This window comes from Rhizobium sp. BT-226 (genome assembly GCF_025847085.2).
GTDB lineage: Bacteria > Pseudomonadota > Alphaproteobacteria > Rhizobiales > Rhizobiaceae > Rhizobium > Rhizobium sophorae.
In genome coordinates this window covers 187,778-209,832 of sequence record NZ_JAOYTI010000001.1, presented here as the reverse complement: position 1 = coordinate 209,832, position 22,055 = coordinate 187,778, and the positions used below count along the sequence as shown (strand labels likewise).

Genomic DNA, 22,055 nt, shown 5'->3' with positions numbered 1-22,055 from the left:
GGTTCCCGCTATCGGTCAGGCAACCGCTTCTCCAGATGCACCTTTTGAAGTTCAACGCCCATGCTCTTCGAAAATTCGCGGCCGCGCCAGATGATCGTGAAGCCGCAGCGTTCGTAGAGCCAGATCGCGCGCTCATTCCTGGCATGCGTGTCGAGCCTGGCAGTCGCCAGCCCCTCTGCCGCCATCAGCTCGCACAAATGAAGCAGGAGAGCCCGGCCGACGCCGTTGCCCTGGTGGTCGGGATGCACCCAGAGGTCGGACACATAATTCGGTTGATTTTCACGCGCGCCCCAGCCGAGAATCGTCCCGCCCCGTTCGGCAACGACGATCTCGCCTTTCGTTTCCTTAGGAAAGATGGCGAACTCGTCCCGCACCCTGGCGATTACATCGGGATCGAGATAGTTGTCCTCGAAGGCATCACTGGCGGCCCATGCGGCAAAGCCGACGGCGCCGACCGTTTCGTGGTCGGCAGCCGTTATTCTTCGGATCGTTAGATCCGTTACCACCACTTGGCCGGCGTAAACCGGCCGGCTGCCTGCTCGATGACATGAGCGGTCTTGAAGAGGGTTTCCTCATCGAAGGGTTTGCCGATCAGCTGCAGGCCGAGCGGCAGGCCCTTATGGTCGAGGCCGGCCGGCACGGCGATGCCGGGCAGGCCTGCCATGTTGACCGTCACCGTGAAGATGTCGTTCAGATACATCTTCACCGGATCGGCGGCGAGGTTCTCATCGGCAACGCCGAAGGCCGACGACGGCGTTGCCGGCGTCAGGATGGCATCGACACCAGCGTCAAAGGCGAGTTCGAAATCGCGCTTGATCAGCGTGCGCACCTTCTGGGCGCGGATGTAATAGGCATCGTAATAACCGGCCGACAGCACATAGGTGCCGATCATGATGCGGCGCTTGACTTCCTTGCCGAAGCCCGCGGCACGCGTCTTCTCATACATGTCGACGATATCCTTGCCGTCGACGCGCAGGCCGTAGCGCACACCGTCGTAACGCGCGAGGTTCGAGGATGCCTCGGCGGGAGCGACGATGTAATAGGCCGGAAGGGCATATTTTGTGTGCGGCAGCGAGATGTCGACGATCTCGGCGCCGGCATCCTTCAGCCAGGCGATGCCCTGGCGCCAGAGGGTCTCGATCTCATCCGGCATGCCGTCGACACGGTATTCGTTCGGAATGCCGATCTTCATGCCCTTCAGCGACTGGCCGAGAGCTGCTTCGTAATCCGGCACCGGCAGATCGACCGATGTCGTGTCCTTTGCGTCGACGCTTGCCATCGACTTCAAAAGGATGGCGGCATCGCGTACGTCGCGGGCGATCGGGCCTGCCTGGTCGAGCGAAGAGGCGAAGGCGACGGTGCCCCAGCGCGAGCAGCGGCCATAGGTCGGCTTGATGCCGACGGTGCCGGTGAAGGCAGCCGGCTGGCGGATCGAGCCGCCGGTATCGGTCGCGGTGGCGCCGGCGCAAAGATGCGCGGCGACGGCTGCGGCTGAACCGCCCGACGAACCGCCGGGCACGAGCTGCTGGTTGGAGCCTGCGGCACGCCAGGGATTGATCACCGGGCCGTAATGCGAGGTCTCGTTGGACGAGCCCATGGCGAACTCATCCATATTAAGCTTGCCGAGCATGACGGCGCCGTCATCCCAGAGGTTCTGCGTCACGGTCGATTCATAACGCGGCTCGAAACCATCGAGAATGTGGCTGCAGGCCTGGGTGTGAACACCGACGGTGGCGAAGAGATCCTTGATGCCGAGCGGAATGCCTTCGAGGTCGCCCGCCTTGCCGGCGGCGATGCGCGCGTCGGAGTTCTTCGCCATGACGCGGGCAAGATCCGGCGTGATCTTGATATAGGCGTTCAACCGGCCATTGGCCGCATCGATCGCCGAGATATAGGCTTCGGTCAGTTCGATCGCGGTGATTTCCTTGGCGCGCAGCTTCTGGCGGGCTTCGGCAATGGTCAGGCTGGTGAGTTCGCTCATCGTGTTTTCGCTTCAGGTCTGGAAATGGCAACTGGGTCGGAAAGAGGCTTCGAAACCTTATTCGACGACTTTCGGCACCAGGAAAAAATTGTGGTCGGTGACGGGCGCATTGGCGACGATATCGGCTGCCTTGCTGCCGTCGGTCACCTCATCGGTCCGCTTCTTCATCGCCATCGGAGTCACCGAGGTCATCGCCTCGACGCCGTCGACATTCACTTCGGAGAGCTGCTCGACGAAGCCAAGGATGCCGTTCAGCTCGCCGACCATGCGATTTGCCTCGTCCTCGGAGACGGCAATACGGGCAAGGCGGGCGACGCGCTTCACGGTGGCAAGATCGACGGACATGGCATTCTCCGGATAGGATTTTTCCTACCCGCTATAAAGGCCATGTCCGCCTTACGCAACGGGGTTTCGTCAGATCGACAGGCTCTCGGAAGGCCTGATTGCCTTCACATCCGTCTTCGATCCCTCCATGCCGGCAACGAATTTTTCAGCCGTCTGGTCGATGATCGGAAAGGTACCGTAGTGGCAGGGGACCGCGGTCTTGAAGTTGAAATAGCGCCGGCAGGCAAGTGCTGCCACCGCGCCACCCATGGTGAAGCGGTCTCCGACCGGCACGAAGCCGATATCAGGCTGGTGCAATTCATTGATCAGCGCCATGTCGGAGAAGATATCGGTATCGCCCATGGCAAGGATCGAGGCTTCGTCGTCGAAATGCAGCATCAGGCCGTTGGCGTTGCCGAGTGCGTGCGAGACGCCGTCCTCGGTGATCTGGGCGGAGGAATGCAGCGCATTGGTGAAGGTCGCCGAGAAGCTGCCGAGCGCGATCGTGCCGCCGGTATTGCCCATCTCGATCTTGTCGACGCCCTTGGAGCCGAGCCAAGCGGCGAGATCGGCATTGGCGAGAACGACAGCACCGGTTTCCTTGGCGAGTGCCACGGTATCGCCAACATGGTCGCCATGGCCATGCGTCAACAAGATATGGGTGATGCCGGCGGACACATCCTTGATATCCTGGCCGGAAAAGGAGGCGTTATAGCTGAGGAATGGATCGAGCAGGATCTTCGCCTTTGATGTCTCGATGCGGAAGGCGGAATGGCCGAGCCAGGTGATCTTCATGAAATGTCTCCTTTATTACGTGATGCAAAGCCGGTTTCGATGCCACATCAAAGAATGAGAGCATGATGTCGTCCGAAAACCGCTCACACTTTTCGGCGTCATGCCCTAAGGACATATCTTATGCGGCCGCAAAGAAAAGCGGCGGCGACTTCAATTTGTTTTGACGGGATGAAACGGCGATGACGGTGTTGACGATCGAGGAAATGGCCGAGATGCTTGCCCCGGGACAGGCGATTGCCGGCCTCGATCTCGGCACCAAGACGATCGGGCTTTCGATGTCCGATCTCGGGCGGCGTTTCGCCACGCCGCGCACAGTGATCCGCCGCGTCAAGTTCACCATCGATGCCCAGGCGCTGTTGGATTTCGCACAATCGGAAAAGGTCGCAGGCTTCATCATCGGCCTGCCAATGAATATGGACGGATCAGCGGGTCCGCGTGTGCAGGCGACGCGCGCCTTCGTGCGTAATATGGAGCAGAAGACGGCGCTGCCCTTCGTCTATTGGGATGAGCGGCTTTCGACGGTTGCCGCCGAACGGACGCTGCTCGAAATGGACGTCTCGCGCGCCAAGCGGGCCGATCGGATCGATTCGGCCGCGGCAAGCTTCATCCTTCAGGGCGCGCTCGACAGGCTTTCCTTGCTGGCAAGGTCTGACGGAGAGGAATTCAGCGCCTGACGCGCCTTCCACCAGCCGATAATCGACTTGCGCTTCCGAAGGCCTATAATGGCGAAGACGACGAGGCTGTCCACCGCGATCGCGCGGGCAACGAGCGGCGGGATGGTCTCCGGCGGAATGCCGAGCGCCTTGCCGTAAAGCTCGAAGGTCAGGTCATGGACCTGCCGGCTCAGCATGAAGATGCCGAAACTCATGTCGTAATAGGAGAGCCAGTACCATCCGCCCAGAAAGACGATGGGGCCGGCCCAGAAGATCAGAAACCACTTCATGCGGCCTCTCCTCCATGCTTGCGCGCCACGGGCAGATCGAGGGAGACCAACCAGATCGACAATGCCATGATGCAAAGCACCAGCGCCGGAATTGCGATATCCAGCGCCAGGACTGCGAAAAACATCATCGCCGTCACCAGAAGCGCGACTTTAGCGATCTTGGTTCCCATGGCCGTCACTCGGGCACTCTCACTCATAACATCTCTGCTCACCGCCACACTGTCGGGTTAAACACCCCCACGCAACGTAAACCATTTGTTAAGGTTAACGTGAGGCCCCGCCCCCCTGTGGATGAGGCAGGTATCAGCCATAGACGCCGCGCACGATGCGCTTCAACGCCGTCGCCGCCTTCTCCCAGTCCTTGGGCGTTTTCAGCGACAGGCCGGCGCACTGCCCGCCGGCTGCGGCGGCGAGCACAAGGTGCTGGATCGCGGCGATGACGACGGCGTTGACGGCTGTTGCATCCACGCCCTTCGGCGGCGCCAGCGAGCCGCGCATGCGCTCGAGCCACAAGGCGAGCGCCTTCGAACGCGCCTCGGACAACCGCCTCACCTGCTCGGTGTTTTCCGATATCTCCCAGGCGAGGATGCGGCGCATCAGCGGATCGTTTCTCAAGGCGTCGAGGAGAAGAAGCGACAGCCGCTCCATCAGGTCGCCATAGGTGAGCAGGAACATGCCGCCGGCGTCTTCCGGAATGCGATCCTTCACCCATGTGCCGAGATCGGCGCCGATCGCCTCGACCAAGCCGTCGAGGCCGCCATAGTAACGATAGATCAACTGCTTGTCGCAACCGGCGCGGCGGGCGACCGCGTTGATGCCGAAATTCTGGAAGCCTTCCTCGGCGAGCAGCCCCTTGGCGGCGGCAAGAATTGTGCGCTCGGTGGCGCCGCGATCACGCACGCGCCGTTCCGGCCCCTCGCCGGTCCCGGGTGAATTTACAAGATTTACGGCTTCATTCAGCATGATCGACCCTTCCCCGCTGTCACCAAGCGGTGAGTAGCGGGGAGGCTTCATGCAATCAATCCTATCCCTTTGGGAAGATTGTGGATATTCCAGCCGGACCGATGATTGTCCGTCGAACGGATGTGGATGGCTGCACGTTGAGCGGATCGGATCGGTTCAGAAATCTCGTCCTGGCGGTTGATCGCGATGGACGAACCCGGCATAGCTGCATTATGAACAATTCTAATATTCTCCACTAAGGCCCTGCAATGGTGAACTATATCGAAGCCTCTACCGCGCCCCCGAAGAATACGGGCGCCATCCGGCTTTATGACGCGCAAGCATTCGAGGGCATGCGCAGGGCGTGCCAGCTGACCGCGCGCTGCCTCGATGCGCTTGCCGACATCGTCAAGCCCGGCCTGCTGACCGATGAGATCGACAGGTTCGTTTTCGATTTCGGCATGGATCACGGCGCCTATCCGGCGACGCTGAACTATCGCGGCTACACCAAATCGACCTGCACCTCGATCAACCACGTCGTCTGCCACGGCATTCCGAACGACAAGCCGCTGCGTGACGGCGATATCGTCAATATCGACGTCACCTTCGTGCTCGACGGCTGGCACGGCGATTCCAGCCGGATGTATCCCGTCGGCGTCGTCAAGCGTGCTGCCGAGCGGCTGCTCGAGGTCACGTATGAATCGCTGATGCGCGGCATTGCCGCCGTCAGGCCCGGCGCTCGCACCGGAGCGATCGGCGAGGCGATCCAGACCTATGCCGAAGCCGAGCGCTGTTCGGTGGTGCGCGATTTCTGCGGCCATGGCGTTGGCCGGCTGTTCCACGATTCGCCGAATATCCTGCATTACGGCCGCGCCAACGAAGGCCCGGAGCTGCGCGAAGGCATGATCTTCACCATCGAGCCGATGATCAACCTCGGCCGGCCGCACGTGAAGGTGCTGGCCGACGGATGGACGGCGGTCACCCGCGACCGCTCGCTCTCAGCCCAGTACGAACATACGGTCGGCGTCACCTCCGACGGCTGCGAGATCTTCACGCTGTCGCCTGGCGGCCTCGACCGCCCCGGCCTGCCGTCGCACAACGGGTGACGGTCCGATGGCGAAGGGGCCCGTTTCGACATCTTCCGACGACGAGCTGCCTTTCGAGACGCAAGAGCCCATTGCCGCCGACGAACGTTCATTCTTTGCAGGACAGCCCCAAAAACCGTCGATAACGAATGCCAGGACCGCCCTGCCCGCCTCGCTTGTTGGCCAAGAGCATTATCACGGCCATCGCGAGCGGTTGCGTGACCGCTTCCGCGAACTCGGCGACACCGCGCTTGCCGACTACGAAATCCTCGAGCTCTTACTTTTCCGCCTGATCCCGCGGCGCGACACCAAGCCGATCGCCAAGGCGCTGATCGAACGGTTCGGCTCGCTTTCGGGCGTCTTCGGTGCGCCTCAGGCGCTGCTGATGGAGGTCAAGGGCGTCGGCGAGGCCGTGGCGCTCGACTTGAAGCTGATCTCGACTGTCGCTCACCGGACGCTGAAGAGCGAACTCAGGAGCAAACAGGTCCTGTCCTCGTGGTCTTCGGTTATCCAGTATTGCCATGCCGCCATGGCGCACGAGACCCGCGAGCAGTTCCGCATCCTCTTCCTCGACAAGCGAAATGTGCTGATCGCCGACGAGGTGCAGGGCCGCGGCACGGTCGACCATACGCCGGTCTATCCGCGCGAGGTGGTCAAACGCGCACTTGAGCTTTCGGCAACGGCCATGATCCTCGTGCACAACCACCCCTCCGGCGATCCCACGCCATCGCGCGCCGACATCGACATGACGAAGGTGATCATCGACGCGGCCAAGGCACTGGACATCACCGTCCACGACCACGTCATCATCGGCAGGGATGGCCATGTCAGCCTGAAGGGGCTGAAGCTGATCTGAACAAACACTGCGGCCGGTCGCCGACGAGATGCAGAGCCCCGGCGCGTCGATCATGCCCCGGTCCATCCCGCGAGAAGACTGAGGAATGCTGGAGTTGACAGCAGTCGGTGGTGCGGGATTGTATGCAGTCCTGCACCACCAAAGCCTGGACAATGCCCGCCCGAAATACCGAGAAGATGAAGCTCCATGACGATCCGCAGCGGCAACACCGATCGATCGACCCGGCTCTGCCGCGACGTGCTCTGCCTCGATGACTTTGAAATAAAGGCGCGGCGACATCTGCCAAAGCCCCTATTCGGTTATATCGCAGGCGCAACCGAGACGAATGCGTCGCTACGGCTTAACGCAGAGGCTTTCCAGGGCTATGCCTTCCGGCCTCGTGTCCTTCGGGACGTCTCGAAACGCAGCACCGAGACGAGCCTCTTCGGCAAGACCCATGCCGCACCATTCGGCATCGCGCCGATGGGTATCAGCGCGCTGATGGCCTATCGAGGTGACATCGTGCTGGCGCAAGGAGCGGATCAATCGGGAATCCCGATGATCATAAGCGGTTCATCGCTTATCCCTTTGGAAGAGATCGCTGCGGTTTCGCCGCAAGCATGGTTTCAGGCCTATCTCCCCGGCGAACCCGACCGTATCGATGCTCTCATCGATCGCGTCGGCGCGGCCGGCTTGCGCACGCTTCTGCTGACCGTGGACACAGCCACGCTGCCAAATCGTGAAAACAATGTAAGGGCCGGATTTTCGACGCCTCTGCGTCCCGGTCTCCGCCTGGCATGGCAGGGCATCTCGCACCCGCGCTGGACCACCGGCACATTCCTGCGCACGATCGCCCGGCACGGCATTCCGCATTTTGAAAATTCCTATGCCACAAGAGGCGCGCCGATCATCTCCTCGAATGTCACGCGCGATTTCGGCAGGCGCGACCATCTCAACTGGAACCATCTGGAGCGGATACGCAACAGGTGGTCCGGAAAACTTGTGGTCAAGGGGATCATGCATCCTGACGACGCGGCGCGGGCTGTCGACACAGGGGCGGATGGAGTGATCGTCTCCAATCATGGCGGCCGCCAGCTCGACGGTACCGTATCTCCCCTTCAGGTCCTTCCGGAGATTGCGTCCCGTGTTGGAGACAGCGTTGCCGTCATGGTCGATGGCGGTTTCAGGCGTGGAACTGATATCATGAAGGCCCTCGCGCTCGGGGCCTGTTTCGTGTTCGTGGGCAGGCCGTTCCTTTATGCCGCAGCCGTTGCGGGTCTACCGGGCGTGCTTAAGGCGGCCGATATTCTAAAGACGGAATTGCATAGCAATATGGCGTTGCTCGGCGTCACCAAAGTGAGCGATATTTCCGCGGACTACATCACCCGCGGATGAAATGCCGTCGCGCCGTCGAGCATGGCAAGCGCTGCCTGCCGGTCAGCTACGACCCATGGTGTAAAGCTGTTTCCCGAAGGGCTCACTTGCCCGAAAAAGCACCCGTCAGGACCAATCAGGCCGCCGTAAAACAATCTGTAACATTGACCGGCTAACGATGGACGGGCGACATTTTGCGTTGCAAAATGATTCCTTTCCAATCCGGGGCTTGATGATGTTTCAGTACGATCTCGTTGTGGTGGGTAGCGGTCCCGCAGGGCGCCGCGGCGCGATCCAGGCTGCGAAACTCGGCAAGAAAGTGCTCGTCATCGAGCAGGGCAAACGCGTCGGCGGCGTGTCGGTCCACACCGGCACAATTCCCTCGAAGACGCTGCGCGAGACTGCGCTCAACCTTTCCGGCTGGCGTGAACGCGGCTTTTACGGGCGGGCCTACCGCGTCAAGCAGGAGATTAGCGCCGAAGACCTGCGTCGTCGCCTGCTGATCACCCTCGACCATGAGGTCGAGGTGCTGGAGCACCAGTTCGCCCGCAACCGCGTACAGCATATTCGCGGCAAGGCGAGCTTCATCGATGCGTCGACGCTGCAAGTGATCAAGGATGACGGCGAGACCACGCAGGTCACCGGCGCCAGCGTGCTGCTTGCCGTCGGCACAAAGCCGTTCCGCCCCGATTACATACCCTTCGACGGCAAGACCGTTCTCGACAGCGACGAACTGCTCGACATACAGGACTTGCCGCGATCGATGGTCGTCATCGGCGCCGGCGTCATCGGCATCGAATATGCGACGATCTTCAGCGCGCTCGACACCGCCGTTACCGTCATCGACCCGAAGGCGACGATGCTCGACTTCATCGACAAGGAAATCATCGAGGATTTTACCTACCAGCTGCGCGACCGCAACATGAAGCTGCTGCTCGGCCAGAAGGCCGACAAGGTGGAGACGCTTGAAAACGGCAAGGTCGAGCTGACGCTCGACAGTGGCCGGCGCCTGACGACCGACATGGTGCTGTTCGCCGCCGGCCGCATGGGCGCGACCGACACGCTGAACCTTCCCGCCATCGGCCTCGAAGCCGACAGCCGCGGCCGTCTCAAGGTCAATCCGGAAACGTTCCAGACATCGGTTGCCAACGTCTACGCCGCCGGCGACGTCGTCGGCTTTCCAAGCCTTGCCTCGACCTCGATGGAACAGGGCCGCATCGCCGCCCGCGTCGCGATCGGCGCGGTCGCCAAGGAACCGCCGAAATATTTCCCCTACGGCATCTATGCCGTGCCGGAGATTTCGACCTGCGGCCTGACCGAAGAAGAGATGAAGGAGCGTGGCATTCCCTATGAATGCGGCATCGCCCGCTTCCGCGAAACCTCGCGCGGTCACATCATGGGCCTCGACACCGGGCTTCTGAAGCTGATCTTCTCGCTGAAGACGCGACGCCTGCTCGGCGTGCATATCGTCGGCGAAGGCGCCACCGAACTGGTGCATATCGGCCAGGCCGTGCTTAATCTCAAAGGGACCGTCGAATATTTCGTCGAGAACACCTTCAACTATCCGACGCTCGCCGAAGCCTACAAGATCGCCGGCCTCGATGCCTGGAACCGGATGGGCGACATCAAGTCGGAGCTCTAAAGTCCGTCGCATCGTCGAGGGAACTGCCGTCTAGAGCAATTCCAGGAAAAGTGTGAAGCGGTTTTCCGTCTGGAATTGCGTAAAAACAAAAGGATAGAGCGGTTCTGCGCTTCCGCTAAAAAGCTGAACCGCTCTAAGCCGGCCGCCAAAACGGAGCCGTATCGCATTGCGCATCATTTCATTGAACGCATGGGGCGGTAGGCTGCACGAGGCCTTGATTACCTACGTCACCGAGGCAGATCCGGATGTGCTGTGCCTGCAGGAGGTTTTGCGCGCACCCGGCACCCGCTCAGGCTGGTCGATCTATCGGGATGGTGATGTCGAGCTGCCGCAGCGCTTCAATCTCTTTACCGAGATCAGCACCGCCCTGCCCGGCCACGACAGCTTCTTCTGCCCGACATCGAGAGGCGAACTCTTCGACGGCGATACTGCCATTGTCGCCGAATTCGGGCTGGCGACCTTCGTACGCAAAACGCATTCCGTCATCGCCCAAGGGCTGGACTTCGTGCACGGCCGTTTTTCCGCTGATGGCTGGGGCGAGCATCCGCGGCCGCGAAACGCCCATTGCATCCGTCTCTTCAGCCATGAGCACGCTTCTACCGTGACCATCGCCCACATGCATGGCCTGCGCGATCCCGCAGGCAAGGGCGACACCCCGGCGCGCGACGACCAGGCCGTAGCACTGGTCAAGCTCATCGAGCGCGTCTGGCCCGGCGACGAAGGGCTCATCGTCTGCGGCGATTTCAACGTGCTGCCTGACAGCGCGACCTTTGCGATTCTCGCCAGACTCGGGCTTTCCGACCTTGTCACCGGAAACGGCCTTGTAGACACGCGGACCTCCTACTATCTGAAGCAGGGCCGCTTTGCCGACTACATGCTGGTGACGCCAGGGGTGAAGGTTGCCAAATTCGAGTTGGTCGAGGCGCCCGAAGTCTCCGACCATCGCGCATTGCTGCTCGATATCGGGTAGTATATTGAGGAATGATACACTTCGCGACGCGTTTGCGCGCCGTGCCGTTTTTTTACGCCTTAGTTTGACCGCCTAAATCGCATTGATACGTCGTGCTTGTATATGCCTTCAACGCCATTTTGCCTTCGGGCAAAAGCTTCTAAAGAAAGATAGATACTCTTGTCCCATGTCTTGGAAGCTGCGCGCAGACGTTTTCAGCTGATCCTGATCAAGCCGTCGCATTATGACGACGACGGCTACGTCATCCGCTGGTGGCGGGCGATGATCCCCTCCAATTCGCTGGCAGCGCTCTACGGCATTGCCGCCGAATGCGCCGAGCGCAAGGTGCTCGGAGACGATACGGCGATCGACATCACCGTGATCGACGAGACCAATACGCGGATCGATATCGCCGGACTGCTGGCGCAATTCAAGCGTCACGACAATTTCGGCATGATCGCGCTCGTCGGCGTCCAGACCAACCAATATCCGCGCGCCCTCGATATCGCCCGCCCCTTCCGCGATGCCGGCCTGCCGGTGTCGATCGGCGGCTTCCATGTTTCCGGCTGCCTGTCGATGCTGGATGGCAAGGCGGTCGGGCTCGACGCCTGCCGCGACATGGGCATCTCGATGTTTGCCGGCGAGGCCGAGGGCCGGCTCGACATGGTGCTGCGCGACGCCGCCGCCGGCGAGCTGAAGCCGCTCTATAATTTCATGAACGACCTTCCCGGCATCGGCGGCACGCCGGTTCCCTTCCTGCCGAAGGACAATATCCAGCGCACGCTCGGGCTCAGCACCAGCTTCGATGCCGGACGTGGCTGTCCCTACCAGTGCTCGTTCTGCACCATCATCAACGTACAGGGACGCAAGTCGCGCTTCCGTTCGGCCGACGACGTCGAAAAGCTGGTGCGGATGAACTGGGCGCAGGGCATCCACAAATTCTTCATCACCGACGACAATTTCGCCCGCAACAAGGATTGGGAAGCGATCTTCGACCGGTTGATCGAACTCAAGGAGCGGGACGGCATTCCGCTCGGCCTGATGATCCAGGTCGACACGCTCTGCCACAAGATCCCCAATTTCATCGAGAAATCCAGGCGCGCCGGCGTCACCCGCGTCTTCATCGGCCTCGAAAACGTCAATCCGGACAATCTGACCGCCGCCAAGAAGAACCAGAACAAGATCACCGAATATCGCAAGATGCTGCTCGCCTGGAAGGCACAGGGCATCATGACGCTCGCCGGTTATATCCTGGGCTTCCCTGCCGATACGCCGGAATCGATCCGCCGCGACATCGCGATCATCCAGGAAGAGTTGCCGCTCGACGTCATCGAATTCTTCATCCTGACGCCGCTGCCCGGCTCCGAGGACCATCAGGTCCTGTGGAAGAAGGGCGTCGAGATGGATGCCGATCTCAACATCTACGATGTCGAGCATGTCTGCACCGCGCATCCGAAGATGAGCAAGCAGGAATGGGAAGACATCTACCACGAGGCCTGGGCGCTCTATTATTCGCCTGATCATATGAAGACGCTGCTGCGCCGCGCGGTGGCGACCGGGGTGCCGCTCGCAAGGCTCGTCAAGGTTCTCGTCTCCTTCGCGACCACCGTGCCGCTGGAAAACGTGCATCCGTTGCAAAGCGGGCTGCTGCGCCTGAAGACGCCGTCGGAGCGGCGCCCGGACCTGCCGCGTGAAAATCCGCTGGTCTTCTGGCCGCGCTTTGCCTGGGAAACCTTCCGCAAACACGCTTCGCTCGCCGGCACGATCATTGGCCTGACGATTTCGGCATTTCTGATTTCAAGGGATGCGAAGTCGAAGACCTATATGGATCAGGCTCTGACGCCGGTCGCCGATGACGAAGAAGAAACGCTCCACCTCTTCACACAGACCGCCGGCGGCGCCGCAGCCGTCAGCCATGTCAGGAAAGTTGCGCAACTGACAGCGCATTGAGCAGTAATTCTGAACGGCTGCTGACCCGAAAACATGGGCGGCACCAAACTCTAAAGCCAGTGTATGTCGCTAAAGCGCGTCGCATGAATCAAGTTTGACAACGCGCTTTGAAAGCTCCGACTTTGGTGGCCGTTTAAGCCACTTGGATCATCTTGGTCGTTTCGGCCACTTGCAGCGTGTCGACGAATTCGACGATCTTGACCGGTTTCCCATCTCGGAAATGGATCTTGTCGACGAATTCCGTATGGAAGCTCACGCCCGATGGAATGTGCCTGACCTCGCCTTCGCGGTGGGCAAAGACCATATGCTCATCCTCGTCCACATAGATGCCGGCTGTCCTGATATTCGATAGATCCCACACTGTGATTAGCTGCGTTATCGCCTGGCGAAAAGCATGCCCGCTTGATTCAGTCGAAAACGGCGCCATCCGTGTACTGCCGACCATGCGAAAGGTGCAATTCTCGCCGATCAGCGCCAGCGTAGCTTCGACATCGCCACGGTCACGCACAGTATAGATTTCCTCCACGAGCTTCTTCATGTCATGCTTTGCAGTCATTTCAGGTCCTCCTACCATCAACGAAATCTGCATCCAATTATATGTTAATGCAACTCTTTGTTGTTCCGCATGAATAGACACAATGGAGTAGGCGGCGAGAATGAATACTGTCTTGGATAATAGAAAAAGGCCTCGCACGATGGCGAGGCCTTCCAAACTTCATAACTGAAAAACGATTATTCGGCGCTTTCGTCAGCCGCCTTCTTCTTCGAAGCAGCCTTCTTCTTCGGTGCGGCTTCTTCGCCTTCACCGGAGTCAGCTGCTTCGGCCTTGGCGGCAACCTTCTTCTTCGGTGCGGCCTTCTTGGTTTCGGCCTTGGCTTCGCCTTCTTCCTCGGCGAGCAGCTCTTCCTTGGTCACCTTCTTGTCGGTGACGTCGATTTCGGTCAGCAGGTGATCGATGACCTTCTCTTCGAAGATCGGTGCGCGGATCGAAGCGGCGGCACCCGGCTGGCTGCGGAAGAATTCGAGGATCTGCTTTTCCTGGCCCGGATATTGGCGCAGTTGCTCGTAGATGGCGCGCTGCATCTCGTCTTCACTGACTTCGACGCCGGCCTTTTCGCCGATTTCGGAGAGAACGAGGCCGAGGCGGACACGACGCTCGGCGAGAACCTTGTATTCCTCGCGAGCCTTCTCCTCGGTCGTGTCTTCGTCCTCGAAGGTTTTGCCGGACTGGGCGAGGTCGTTGTTCACCTGGCTCCAGATGCCGTTATATTCGGCGTCGACGAGCGAGTTCGGGGTCTCGAACTTGTACATCTCGTCGAGCTGGTCGAGGATCTGACGCTTCAGCTTCTGGCGGGTCAGCGAGCCGTACTGCGATTCGATCTGGCCACGGACGATTTCCTTCAGGCGGTCGGCGGATTCGATGCCGAGCTTGGAGGCGAGTTCGTCGTTGATCTCGAAATCGGCAGGTGCTGCAACTTCCTTGACGGTGACGTCGAAGGTCGCTTCCTTGCCGGCGAGGTTCTTGGCCGGGTAGTCGGCCGGGAAGGTCACGGTGATGGTCTTCTCGTTGCCGGCCTTGACGCCGACGAGCTGGTCTTCGAAGCCCGGAATGAAGCGGCCGGAGCCGAGCACCAGTTCGGCGCCCTGGTCGGTGCCGCCTTCGAAGGCTTCGCCGTCGACCTTGCCGACGTAATCCATGGTGATGCGGTCGCCGTTCGCGGCCTTGCCGGTCTTGGTCTCATAGGCGCGGGCGCTTTCGGCGACCTTCAGGACCTGCTCGTTGACTTCGTCGTCCGAGATGTCGATGACTTCGCGCGTGACCTTGATGCCCTTGACCGACTTCAGTTCGATCGGCGGCAGCACTTCATAGGAGAGCGTGAATTCGAAATCCTGCTCGGCGGCGAGGATCTTGTCGGCTTCGTCCTTGTCTTCCGTCATGGCGATTTCCGGCTGCGTGGCCGACTTCTCGCCGCGGCTGGACAGGATGGCGGCCGGCTGCTCGCGGACGATCTCGTTGACGAGGTCGGCCATGATCGACTTGCCGTAGACCTTCTTCAGGTGAGCAGCGGGGACCTTGCCCGGACGGAAGCCGTTGATGCGAACCTTGTCCTTCACATCGGCAAGACGCTCATTCATCTTGTCTTGCATGTCCTTGGCCGGGATAACGACCTTGATTTCGCGCTTCAGCCCTTCAGCGAGCGTTTCGATAACCTGCATGTCTTCCTACCTTCATTTCGTGGCGGCCGTGCCCAGACGCCGTTCGTTTCGATGAGCACGACGCCGGCGATCCTGCCGCGCGTGGCTTTTCCCAATTCCATATCATTCCGCCCAAAGCGGAATGGCACTCGCGGGGCTATTCGGGACAACTCTCAATTGTTCTGGAACAACCGATTCTTAGTCTCCCGCCTGCAAACAGCTTGGTGCGGGTAGAGAGACTTGAACTCCCACGCCTTGCGGCACCAGAACCTAAATCTGGCGTGTCTACCAATTTCACCATACCCGCGTTCACAAAACCGCATGCCTATGCCTGCGCATGAGGCCTTCCGGAGCGCGGCGTCTCTATATCACCCGATTTGGTCGAGGCAAAGGAAAAATGAACGGCAAATGACAGGGGACTTGCGGCCCTGGAGCCGCGCTCCTGCGAAGTGCCGTCGGATCAGTAAAGCGGCTCGTCGTAAACCGGCTTGCCGTCAACGAGAAGGCTGCGAATCTGTGCGCTTCCATCAGGCGAGATACGCACTGCGATGGCAACGTTGCCGTCATTGCGGGCCTCCTCGATCGGCTTGCCCTCGCCTTCAGGAACGTAGTAGCGCTCAATGCCGTATTCGACACGCATGCTGTCGCCGGCGGCAAGGCCGCCACTATAAAACGGCTGGCTGCGTAGGATCACGGACTCCGGCTGCGGAGGCAGTTCGTGAAAGGACGATTCGGTCACCGTCCAGAAACCGTCCTCCTGCTTCTTCAACCGGACCCATAACACCCGCTCGCCGGCCTCGGCCGGAATGCCGCCGGAAACCGTCTGCACCGGCACCGAGGAAATGTCGTAGTTCAAGACGACATAGTCGCCGCGCAGGAAATCGCGCGGATCGACGGGAGCCGTCTTCAGCAGCACCTCGGCGCCCTCGCTGAGGATCGACGCCCGGCTTTGGATGATCGTGCCGAGGATGAGGGTCTGCAAACCGGCGACGATGATCGCCGAAAAGAGATAACCTTTGCCGGATTGCAGCCTTGCCATGAACGAGCTCATGCGCGCTCCCCCTGTGCATTCGCCGAAAAACGCCGCTCGAGACGGATGACCATCCAGGCGACAAGTGCCACCACGAGACCGGAGAACAGGAAGAGGCTCGACGTGCCGAGGATCGAGCCGACGGTGACAGAGGCGAGATACAGCATCTCCGCGGCGAAGGTCGCATAGGCGAGATATCGCACCGCGCCATTATCCCTGCCACGCAGGACGATTGCCAGCACGGAAGCGGCAAGCGTCGCCACTCCGAGCACCACCAGCCCCCAGCCGTCCTCGATTTCGATATGCAGCAGCAGGAAGCCGATTACGGCGACGAGGAAGCTGTAGAAGGCAGGAGCCGCACCGGCGCTTCTGACCAAGGAGGCAATAGGCCGGAGCGGCAACGCCGTCAGGACGAAGGCCGCCATGCCGCCGATCGCAAAGGCCAGTGCCACGGCCACCTCCTCATAAAGAGTATAGAGCCAGGCAAGCCAGCCGATCAGCAGCAGATAGGCCAGGTGGCGGGCCCGCTCGGCGCCGGTATAGCGCACCAGCCCGATGACGATCACCGCCATGACGGGCGCCATCCAGGGATCGAACCCTATCCAATGCGTGTCGTAATTCTCAAGATAGACGGCAAACGACGCCCAGGAGAGGAAGCCGGCGACGACGGTCACGGCGCCCGAACGGAACAGGATCGCCGAGATCGTCGCAATCGCGAACCACAGATACATCACCGTCTGCTCGTCGCCGGAGAGGTGATACATCTGCCCGACCAGCGAGATGGCGCCGCCGAAACTCATCGCGCCGATGACCAGCAAGCCACCTGCGGCGGCTGTCGCACCACGGGCAAGCATCCGAGCGGCGGCGATATGCACCACCCAGATCAGGGCAAGGATGCCCCCCACGCGCACCAGGCGCGGGATGGCCTCCCAGTTGGAGGCGACGACCAGCAGGATGGCAGCTGCAAGCAGCACCCCCGCCAGCGCCATCAGCACCCTGCCGAGGCTGAAGTTTGCCGGGCGGCTGTCATATTCGGCGAGAAGCGCACCTGCCGTTTCCTGCCCGAGCAGGCCCTTGCCCACCCAGAGCGAGAGATCCCGCTCCAATCTGCCGCGATACATGCTCAACCTCTCGATTTCCGTAACGCCGACTGCGGCGCTGCGGGCTCACGCCGTTATAGACGCAGCACGGGTGTCCGCAAACGCTCTTGCGACAAATATACAAGTTCCTCATTGGTCTAAATAGTATCGGGTGTTAACCGGCCGCTAACGTCAGAAGCACTAATATAAGCCTATGGACGGAGAGGCATGCAATCCGCGCATATCCCCCATGAATTTATTGCACTGCACAATATTCATTAGTCATACTATTGATCAACACATCGAAGCACGGGGATGGCGCCCCGGCCCGGCATCAGCCGGACGCCCGCGGATGCCTTGTCCGTGACGAGATTCGCAGTCGCGCACTCCTCCTCCCAGCGCGCTGCGATAGACTGGCAACACTCCTCCTCCCAGTTGTCAGTCACCATAACACGCCCGCCGGATCCTCCCCCGGCGGGCGTTTTCACTTAGCCAAAGCTTCATTAAAGCCTTGGCAGTGAGGGGATTCTCGTCGCGCGGCGCCATCAATGCCGCATTGTCGTCACAGCGCCCCACCAACCCTGCGAAGAGATGGGCAGCTTCCGATCCGAAACGGCGCGCCTCTTTGCAGCGGCTGGACGGGCGGAACCATCGGAGCAAGCAGCGTTTTCTGCGGTGCCACCCGCTTCGTCCAAACTGCTTTCCCAAAAGTCATTCTGCCTATTCGTTGACCAAAAAGCGGTAAGTCTGCGTCAAATACCTCTTGAGCATTGCATAGATCGCATAGGTGATCTGAAAACTTGGCTGTTTTAGTCTTTCGCGTCGCAACATATATTCCAGTCATCAAATAGAGGTCAGCGCCGATCGGTGGCTGCTGGCAGATGAAACCCTCGGAAAGGGGCTTAACATGAACTTCTCTCGCTCTTTCAACAACTGGCGCAAGTATCGTCAGACCGTCACGGAACTCGGCCGCATGACCAACCGCGAATTGCACGATCTCGGCATCGACCGTTCGGACATCCATCGCGTTGCCCGTGAGGCTTCTTCCCGCTAATTCAGGCGGTTGACTGCTCTTTACGAGCAGATCGTCTTTTATTGAAACGCCCGCTGCCTCCCACAGCGGGCGTTTTCGTTTGTCTGCATACGGCTGCCGCAGCGGTTGAAGGTTTCCGACTCGTTAGCCCGCTCAAAAAATATCCGCTGCTTAATTGAAGAGCATCATCGTGCACAATTGCATGGCAGACGCCTTTTATTTGCACTGCACAATTGGACGATTCTCGCCTATATAAACATCAACCGCAGAGAGACAGGCGATCCCGCCGTCCCGCGGACATAGGAAGAAGACAATGAACCCGATCCGCATTGCAAGAAGCTGGCTCAGCTACCGTCGTACGCTCAATGAACTCGGCGGCCTTTCGAACCAGACCCTGTCCGATATCGGCGTCAGCCGCTACGACATCCGGAATATCGCATCCCGCTCGTTCCGCTAATAACGGGCCGCTAATAGCGAGTGCGATGCTTCCAAGACGGCGCCCCAGGGCGCCGTTTTTGATTCCAGGGTGTTGGATCACACCGGCCGACATGATATCAGCCCGGAATGAACACGATCTCCTGCTATTCCCCTATCCACGTCGTCGGCGGTGGGCTTGCCGGTTCCGAAGCCGCCTGGCAGATCGCCAGTTCCGGCGTTCCGGTCATCCTGCATGAAATGCGCGGGGTGCGCGGCACGGATGCGCACAAGACCGACGGTCTTGCCGAACTCGTCTGCTCCAATTCCTTCCGGTCCGACGATGCGACCAGCAATGCCGTCGGCGTCATCCATGCCGAGATGCGCATGGCGGGCTCGCTGATCATGGCCGCTGCCGATCGGTGCCAGGTACCGGCCGGCGGTGCGCTCGCCGTCGATCGCGACGGCTTCTCCGAGGCGGTGACCAAAGCAATCCATGACCACCCGCTCATCACCGTCGTGCGTGAAGAGATCACCGGCCTGCCACCGAAGGACTGGGATCTTGCCATCGTCGCCACCGGACCGCTGACGGCGCCGTCGCTCGCGAACGCCATCCAGACGGAAACCGGCGAGGATTCGCTTGCCTTCTTCGACGCCATCGCGCCGATCGTCTACCGCGAGAGCATCGACATGGATATCTGCTGGTATCAGTCGCGCTACGACAAGGTCGGACCCGGCGGCACAGGCAAGGACTATATCAACTGCCCGATGGACGAGGCGCAGTACAATGCCTTCGTCGACGCGCTGATATCAGGCGACACGGTCGGTTTCAAGGAATGGGAGGGCACGCCTTATTTCGACGGCTGCCTGCCGATCGAGGTGATGGCCGAACGCGGCCGCGAGACGCTGCGCCACGGGCCGATGAAGCCGATGGGGCTGACGAACGCGCATAATCCGACAGTCAAGGCCTATGCCGTCGTGCAGCTGCGGCAGGACAATGCGCTCGGCACGCTCTATAATATGGTCGGCTTCCAGACGAAGCTGAAATATGGCGCGCAGGCGGAAATCTTCCGGATGATCCCGGGTCTGGGAAATGCCGAATTTGCCCGTCTCGGCGGCCTGCACCGCAACACCTATATCAACTCCCCCACCCTGCTCGATCCGTCGCTGACGCTGAAATCGCGGCCCGGCCTGCGCTTTGCCGGCCAGATCACCGGCTGTGAGGGTTATGTAGAAAGCGCCAGCGTCGGGCTGATGGCCGGGCGTTTCGCCGCCGCCGAACGCAAGGGTGAGGCGATTTCGCTACCGCCGGCGACGACGGCGCTCGGCTCGCTGCTCGGTCATATTACCGGTGGGCACCTCGTCACCGACGAGGAGCCGGGCAAACGATCGTTCCAGCCGATGAACATCAATTTCGGGCTGTTTCCGGAGCTCCAGCCGGGTTCTATCGTCAAGCCTGAAGGCGTCAAGCGCTTCCGCGGCAAGGACAAGACGATCATGAAGCGGCAGCTGATCGCGCGACGCGCGCTTGCCGACTGCGCGGCCTGGCTCGGTCAAGAATCGACGCTTGCCGAAAGCGCCTGACCGGCGTTTTCAAGCGCGTCGCATCGAACCCGGCTCATGCGACCGCATGACGTCTTTGCTTTTATGCATGTCGCCCTCCCCAAAACCGCTGCACGCTTTGGGCGACATGCATTACTGCTTGTTCGCCGCCGAAATATTGCCGAGCGGCAGGTCCTTATCCGGCTCGGCGATATAATTGCCGAGCAGCCAGAGCGAAACCTCCGAGGCTTCCTTGGCGGAAGCAAATTCGAAATCGCCGTTGTGATGGGGTGCATCGAGGAAGTCGATCACCAGTCCCCTGCCCGTTTCAGAGCCGACGACGCGCACCCGACCCGGCTCGATCAGGTGACAGGAGAAATGGCGCGACATGTTGCGCATGAAGCCGGCCTTGTTGTCGTGCAGGCGCACAAAGACGGCCTGGCCGTTTTCCGTCGCCTGCAGCTGACGGATCGCCTCGGTCGGAAAGGCACGGCCGAACTCGATGATGGCGAGGCCTGTGTCATGCAGGCCATCTTCCTTGTTCTGTGCGGCCATGCGCGTCGCCACGAAAGCAAAGAAAATGACGATCGCGAAAAGGACGCACCAGACGATAATGCCCACGCCGAGTCTCCGTTCAAAGGGTAGCGGTGGAAGCCTTGTAACGCACGAGACTTGCGCGAATTTGACCGATATCAGATTTTTCGGCGTGCGGCAGCCAGCCCCATCCGTAGCTGGCGGCGCCACTGCGGCGGCTGCAGCGGCCGGTCGAGCAGCAAGGCGCCGCGTTTCTGCGCCTTGATGAGCACCGGTTCTGCAAGCGTCGCCGGCAGGAAGGCTGGAAAGACGGCCGGCGCAATCGGGCCCGCCGCCCTCGCCTTTGCCAGATGTTCGCGACCGAGGCCGGCGAAGGCCTCGATGGCGGCAGAGATGCGCGGCCTGTCTTCGCCGGCGAGGAAAGCATCGCGGTCGAGACCGGTGGCGGAAAGGATCTGCAGCGGAATATAGATCTGGCCTCGGCGGCGATGCAGCGGCATCAGCAGCAACAGCCCGGCGACCGCCTGGGCGACCCCGGCATGGCCGGCGGCGTCGGCCGAGCGTGCGGCTTCCTCCGGCGAAAGCACCAGGCTTGCGAGCTGAATCAGCGCCGATGCCGTTTCGCCGGCATAGCCTTCAAGCGAAAGACGTGTCTCCATCGGATCGTCATAGAGATCGAAGGTACGGGCCTCGATCATGTCGATCAGCGTCTTGCGCGGCAGGCGGTGCGTTTCGATCGCGATCAGAAGGGCTGCGGCGACGGGATTGGCCGCCGTCGAACCGTGTGCGCTGCCCTCCAGAAGATCGTGCCAATATTGCAGCCGCACCTCGCCGGGCAACGGCTCGTGGACGAGATCGCGGATGCGGGCAAGCTCAGCATTGAAGGCGTAAAGAGCTGCGAGCGCCCCGCGCTTTTCCTCCGGCGACAGCAGACAGGCGAGATAGCGGTCGCGATCGCTGTCACGCAGCATCGCCAGGCAGATGTCCTGGTTGGTCGCAATATGCGCTTCAGTCATCGTCAGACCGCAATCAACGCCGCGGCGACGGCACGTTGCTCGGCGAGCATGATATTGAAGGTGCGCACTGCAGCCCCGGTGCTCATCGGATCGGACGAGATGCCGCGCGACTTCAACGCCAGCCTCAATTCCTCGGGCAGACGGCGAAGCTCGGTTCCAGTACCGACGAGCAGAACCTCGATATCGGCGGCCTCATCCAGCACCCGGCGAAAATTTTCAGGTGACAGCGGTTTCGACATGTCCATGTCCCAGCCATGAATGCCGGAGGGCAGGCAAAGGATCGAGCCGCGATGCGACATGTCGGCAAAACGAAAGCCGCCATTGCCGTAAGCATCGATCGGAGCGCGCCCGGGGAAATGCGCGGCGCGGATTTCTATGCCTTTTGCCATGT

General features: G+C 60.6%; 24 protein-coding genes and 1 tRNA gene. 10 read left to right on the top strand and 15 right to left on the bottom strand.

The features are described from left to right. Nucleotides 1-8: 8 nt before the first annotated feature. From OIU37_RS01200 to OIU37_RS01185, 4 genes are all read right to left on the bottom strand, one after another. Nucleotides 9-509 (bottom strand): GNAT family N-acetyltransferase, encoded by a 501-nt coding sequence (locus tag OIU37_RS01200; RefSeq protein ID WP_180695290.1) that lies wholly within the window; start codon nucleotides 507-509, stop codon nucleotides 9-11. After that, the gene (gatA, locus tag OIU37_RS01195; protein ID WP_180695291.1) at nucleotides 500-1,981 is read right to left on the bottom strand and encodes an Asp-tRNA(Asn)/Glu-tRNA(Gln) amidotransferase subunit GatA; all 1,482 of its coding nucleotides are present in this window, start codon (nucleotides 1,979-1,981) and stop codon (nucleotides 500-502) included. Before gatA ends, OIU37_RS01200 begins: the two co-directional genes overlap by 10 nt. Before the next feature lie 57 nt (nucleotides 1,982-2,038). After that, nucleotides 2,039-2,326 (bottom strand): Asp-tRNA(Asn)/Glu-tRNA(Gln) amidotransferase subunit GatC, encoded by a 288-nt coding sequence (gatC, locus tag OIU37_RS01190; RefSeq protein ID WP_003558942.1) that lies wholly within the window; start codon nucleotides 2,324-2,326, stop codon nucleotides 2,039-2,041. Between the two features lie 69 nt (nucleotides 2,327-2,395). Next, the gene (locus OIU37_RS01185) at nucleotides 2,396-3,100 is read right to left on the bottom strand and encodes a metal-dependent hydrolase (protein WP_264255121.1); all 705 of its coding nucleotides are present in this window, start codon (nucleotides 3,098-3,100) and stop codon (nucleotides 2,396-2,398) included. Between the two features lie 179 nt (nucleotides 3,101-3,279). Between OIU37_RS01185 and ruvX the strand changes: the two genes are divergently transcribed. Continuing rightward, nucleotides 3,280-3,774 (top strand): Holliday junction resolvase RuvX, encoded by a 495-nt coding sequence (ruvX, locus tag OIU37_RS01180; protein ID WP_264255120.1) that lies wholly within the window; start codon nucleotides 3,280-3,282, stop codon nucleotides 3,772-3,774. Here the strand turns inward: ruvX and OIU37_RS01175 are convergent. The 3 genes from OIU37_RS01175 to OIU37_RS01165 all read right to left on the bottom strand — a co-directional run bounded on the left by OIU37_RS01175 (nucleotide 3,711) and on the right by OIU37_RS01165 (nucleotide 5,006). Continuing rightward, entirely contained in the window at nucleotides 3,711-4,043 is a 333-nt protein-coding gene (locus OIU37_RS01175; protein ID WP_182209640.1) for a DUF6105 family protein, read from the bottom strand. The two genes, ruvX and OIU37_RS01175, sit on opposite strands and share 64 nt — an antisense overlap. Beyond that, nucleotides 4,040-4,240: a hypothetical protein gene (locus tag OIU37_RS01170; RefSeq protein ID WP_182209660.1), complete on the bottom strand. Its 201-nt coding sequence runs from the start codon at nucleotides 4,238-4,240 to the stop codon at nucleotides 4,040-4,042. Before OIU37_RS01170 ends, OIU37_RS01175 begins: the two co-directional genes overlap by 4 nt. 106 nt (nucleotides 4,241-4,346) lie before the next feature. Beyond that, the gene (locus OIU37_RS01165) at nucleotides 4,347-5,006 is read right to left on the bottom strand and encodes a TetR/AcrR family transcriptional regulator (RefSeq protein WP_168308866.1); all 660 of its coding nucleotides are present in this window, start codon (nucleotides 5,004-5,006) and stop codon (nucleotides 4,347-4,349) included. 248 nt (nucleotides 5,007-5,254) lie between these two features. Between OIU37_RS01165 and map the strand changes: the two genes are divergently transcribed. The 6 genes from map (at nucleotide 5,255) to OIU37_RS01135 (ending at nucleotide 12,820) form a co-directional block, all read left to right on the top strand. Beyond that, nucleotides 5,255-6,091 carry a type I methionyl aminopeptidase gene (gene map / locus OIU37_RS01160; RefSeq protein WP_003558931.1) on the top strand — a complete coding sequence of 279 codons (837 nt, stop codon included), beginning with the start codon at nucleotides 5,255-5,257 and terminating at the stop codon, nucleotides 6,089-6,091. Between the two features lie 7 nt (nucleotides 6,092-6,098). Then, the gene (radC, locus tag OIU37_RS01155; RefSeq protein WP_264255119.1) at nucleotides 6,099-6,926 is read left to right on the top strand and encodes a DNA repair protein RadC; all 828 of its coding nucleotides are present in this window, start codon (nucleotides 6,099-6,101) and stop codon (nucleotides 6,924-6,926) included. A 186-nt stretch (nucleotides 6,927-7,112) separates the two neighbouring features. Then, entirely contained in the window at nucleotides 7,113-8,300 is a 1,188-nt protein-coding gene (locus tag OIU37_RS01150) for an alpha-hydroxy acid oxidase (RefSeq protein ID WP_264255118.1), read from the top strand. A gap of 214 nt (nucleotides 8,301-8,514) precedes the next feature. After that, nucleotides 8,515-9,921 carry a Si-specific NAD(P)(+) transhydrogenase gene (gene sthA / locus OIU37_RS01145; protein WP_168316679.1) on the top strand — a complete coding sequence of 469 codons (1,407 nt, stop codon included), beginning with the start codon at nucleotides 8,515-8,517 and terminating at the stop codon, nucleotides 9,919-9,921. Between the two features lie 166 nt (nucleotides 9,922-10,087). After that, entirely contained in the window at nucleotides 10,088-10,891 is an 804-nt protein-coding gene (locus OIU37_RS01140) for an endonuclease/exonuclease/phosphatase family protein (protein WP_264255117.1), read from the top strand. Nucleotides 10,892-11,050: 159 nt separating this feature from the next. Then, complete coding sequence (locus OIU37_RS01135; RefSeq protein ID WP_129420718.1) at nucleotides 11,051-12,820, top strand: radical SAM protein; 1,770 nt, start codon at nucleotides 11,051-11,053, stop codon at nucleotides 12,818-12,820. A gap of 133 nt (nucleotides 12,821-12,953) precedes the next feature. On the opposite strand, the gene OIU37_RS01130 is transcribed toward OIU37_RS01135, so the two are convergent. The 5 genes from OIU37_RS01130 to OIU37_RS01110 form a co-directional block, all read right to left on the bottom strand. Next, a complete protein-coding gene (locus OIU37_RS01130) occupies nucleotides 12,954-13,376 on the bottom strand; it encodes a nuclear transport factor 2 family protein (protein ID WP_264255116.1) in 423 nt (140 codons plus the stop codon). Nucleotides 13,377-13,552: 176 nt separating this feature from the next. Then, nucleotides 13,553-15,037: a trigger factor gene (tig, locus tag OIU37_RS01125; protein WP_264255115.1), complete on the bottom strand. Its 1,485-nt coding sequence runs from the start codon at nucleotides 15,035-15,037 to the stop codon at nucleotides 13,553-13,555. Nucleotides 15,038-15,238: 201 nt separating this feature from the next. Next, nucleotides 15,239-15,323: transfer RNA gene (locus tag OIU37_RS01120), tRNA-Leu, on the bottom strand. A 153-nt stretch (nucleotides 15,324-15,476) separates the two neighbouring features. After that, the gene (locus OIU37_RS01115; RefSeq protein ID WP_171602280.1) at nucleotides 15,477-16,067 is read right to left on the bottom strand and encodes a GDYXXLXY domain-containing protein; all 591 of its coding nucleotides are present in this window, start codon (nucleotides 16,065-16,067) and stop codon (nucleotides 15,477-15,479) included. After that, complete coding sequence (locus OIU37_RS01110; protein ID WP_182209645.1) at nucleotides 16,064-17,167, bottom strand: DUF2157 domain-containing protein; 1,104 nt, start codon at nucleotides 17,165-17,167, stop codon at nucleotides 16,064-16,066. Before OIU37_RS01110 ends, OIU37_RS01115 begins: the two co-directional genes overlap by 4 nt. An 865-nt stretch (nucleotides 17,168-18,032) precedes the next feature. Here OIU37_RS01110 and OIU37_RS01105 point away from each other — a divergent pair. The 3 genes from OIU37_RS01105 to trmFO all read left to right on the top strand — a co-directional run bounded on the left by OIU37_RS01105 (nucleotide 18,033) and on the right by trmFO (nucleotide 20,156). Then, nucleotides 18,033-18,179 (top strand): DUF1127 domain-containing protein, encoded by a 147-nt coding sequence (locus OIU37_RS01105; protein ID WP_010067591.1) that lies wholly within the window; start codon nucleotides 18,033-18,035, stop codon nucleotides 18,177-18,179. A 292-nt stretch (nucleotides 18,180-18,471) separates the two neighbouring features. Next, nucleotides 18,472-18,615 carry a DUF1127 domain-containing protein gene (locus OIU37_RS01100; protein WP_003539017.1) on the top strand — a complete coding sequence of 48 codons (144 nt, stop codon included), beginning with the start codon at nucleotides 18,472-18,474 and terminating at the stop codon, nucleotides 18,613-18,615. A 107-nt stretch (nucleotides 18,616-18,722) separates the two neighbouring features. Next, nucleotides 18,723-20,156 carry a methylenetetrahydrofolate--tRNA-(uracil(54)-C(5))-methyltransferase (FADH(2)-oxidizing) TrmFO gene (trmFO, locus tag OIU37_RS01095; protein WP_182209646.1) on the top strand — a complete coding sequence of 478 codons (1,434 nt, stop codon included), beginning with the start codon at nucleotides 18,723-18,725 and terminating at the stop codon, nucleotides 20,154-20,156. A 111-nt stretch (nucleotides 20,157-20,267) separates the two neighbouring features. Here trmFO and OIU37_RS01090 read toward each other — a convergent pair whose 3' ends face one another. From OIU37_RS01090 to OIU37_RS01080, 3 genes are all read right to left on the bottom strand, one after another. After that, nucleotides 20,268-20,735: a hypothetical protein gene (locus OIU37_RS01090; protein ID WP_182209647.1), complete on the bottom strand. Its 468-nt coding sequence runs from the start codon at nucleotides 20,733-20,735 to the stop codon at nucleotides 20,268-20,270. Between the two features lie 71 nt (nucleotides 20,736-20,806). After that, complete coding sequence (locus tag OIU37_RS01085) at nucleotides 20,807-21,664, bottom strand: phytoene/squalene synthase family protein (RefSeq protein WP_182209648.1); 858 nt, start codon at nucleotides 21,662-21,664, stop codon at nucleotides 20,807-20,809. A 2-nt stretch (nucleotides 21,665-21,666) separates the two neighbouring features. Next, nucleotides 21,667-22,053, bottom strand: a complete 387-nt coding sequence (locus OIU37_RS01080) for an Mth938-like domain-containing protein (RefSeq protein WP_003539009.1) — start codon at nucleotides 22,051-22,053, stop codon at nucleotides 21,667-21,669. Nucleotides 22,054-22,055 lie beyond the last annotated feature (2 nt).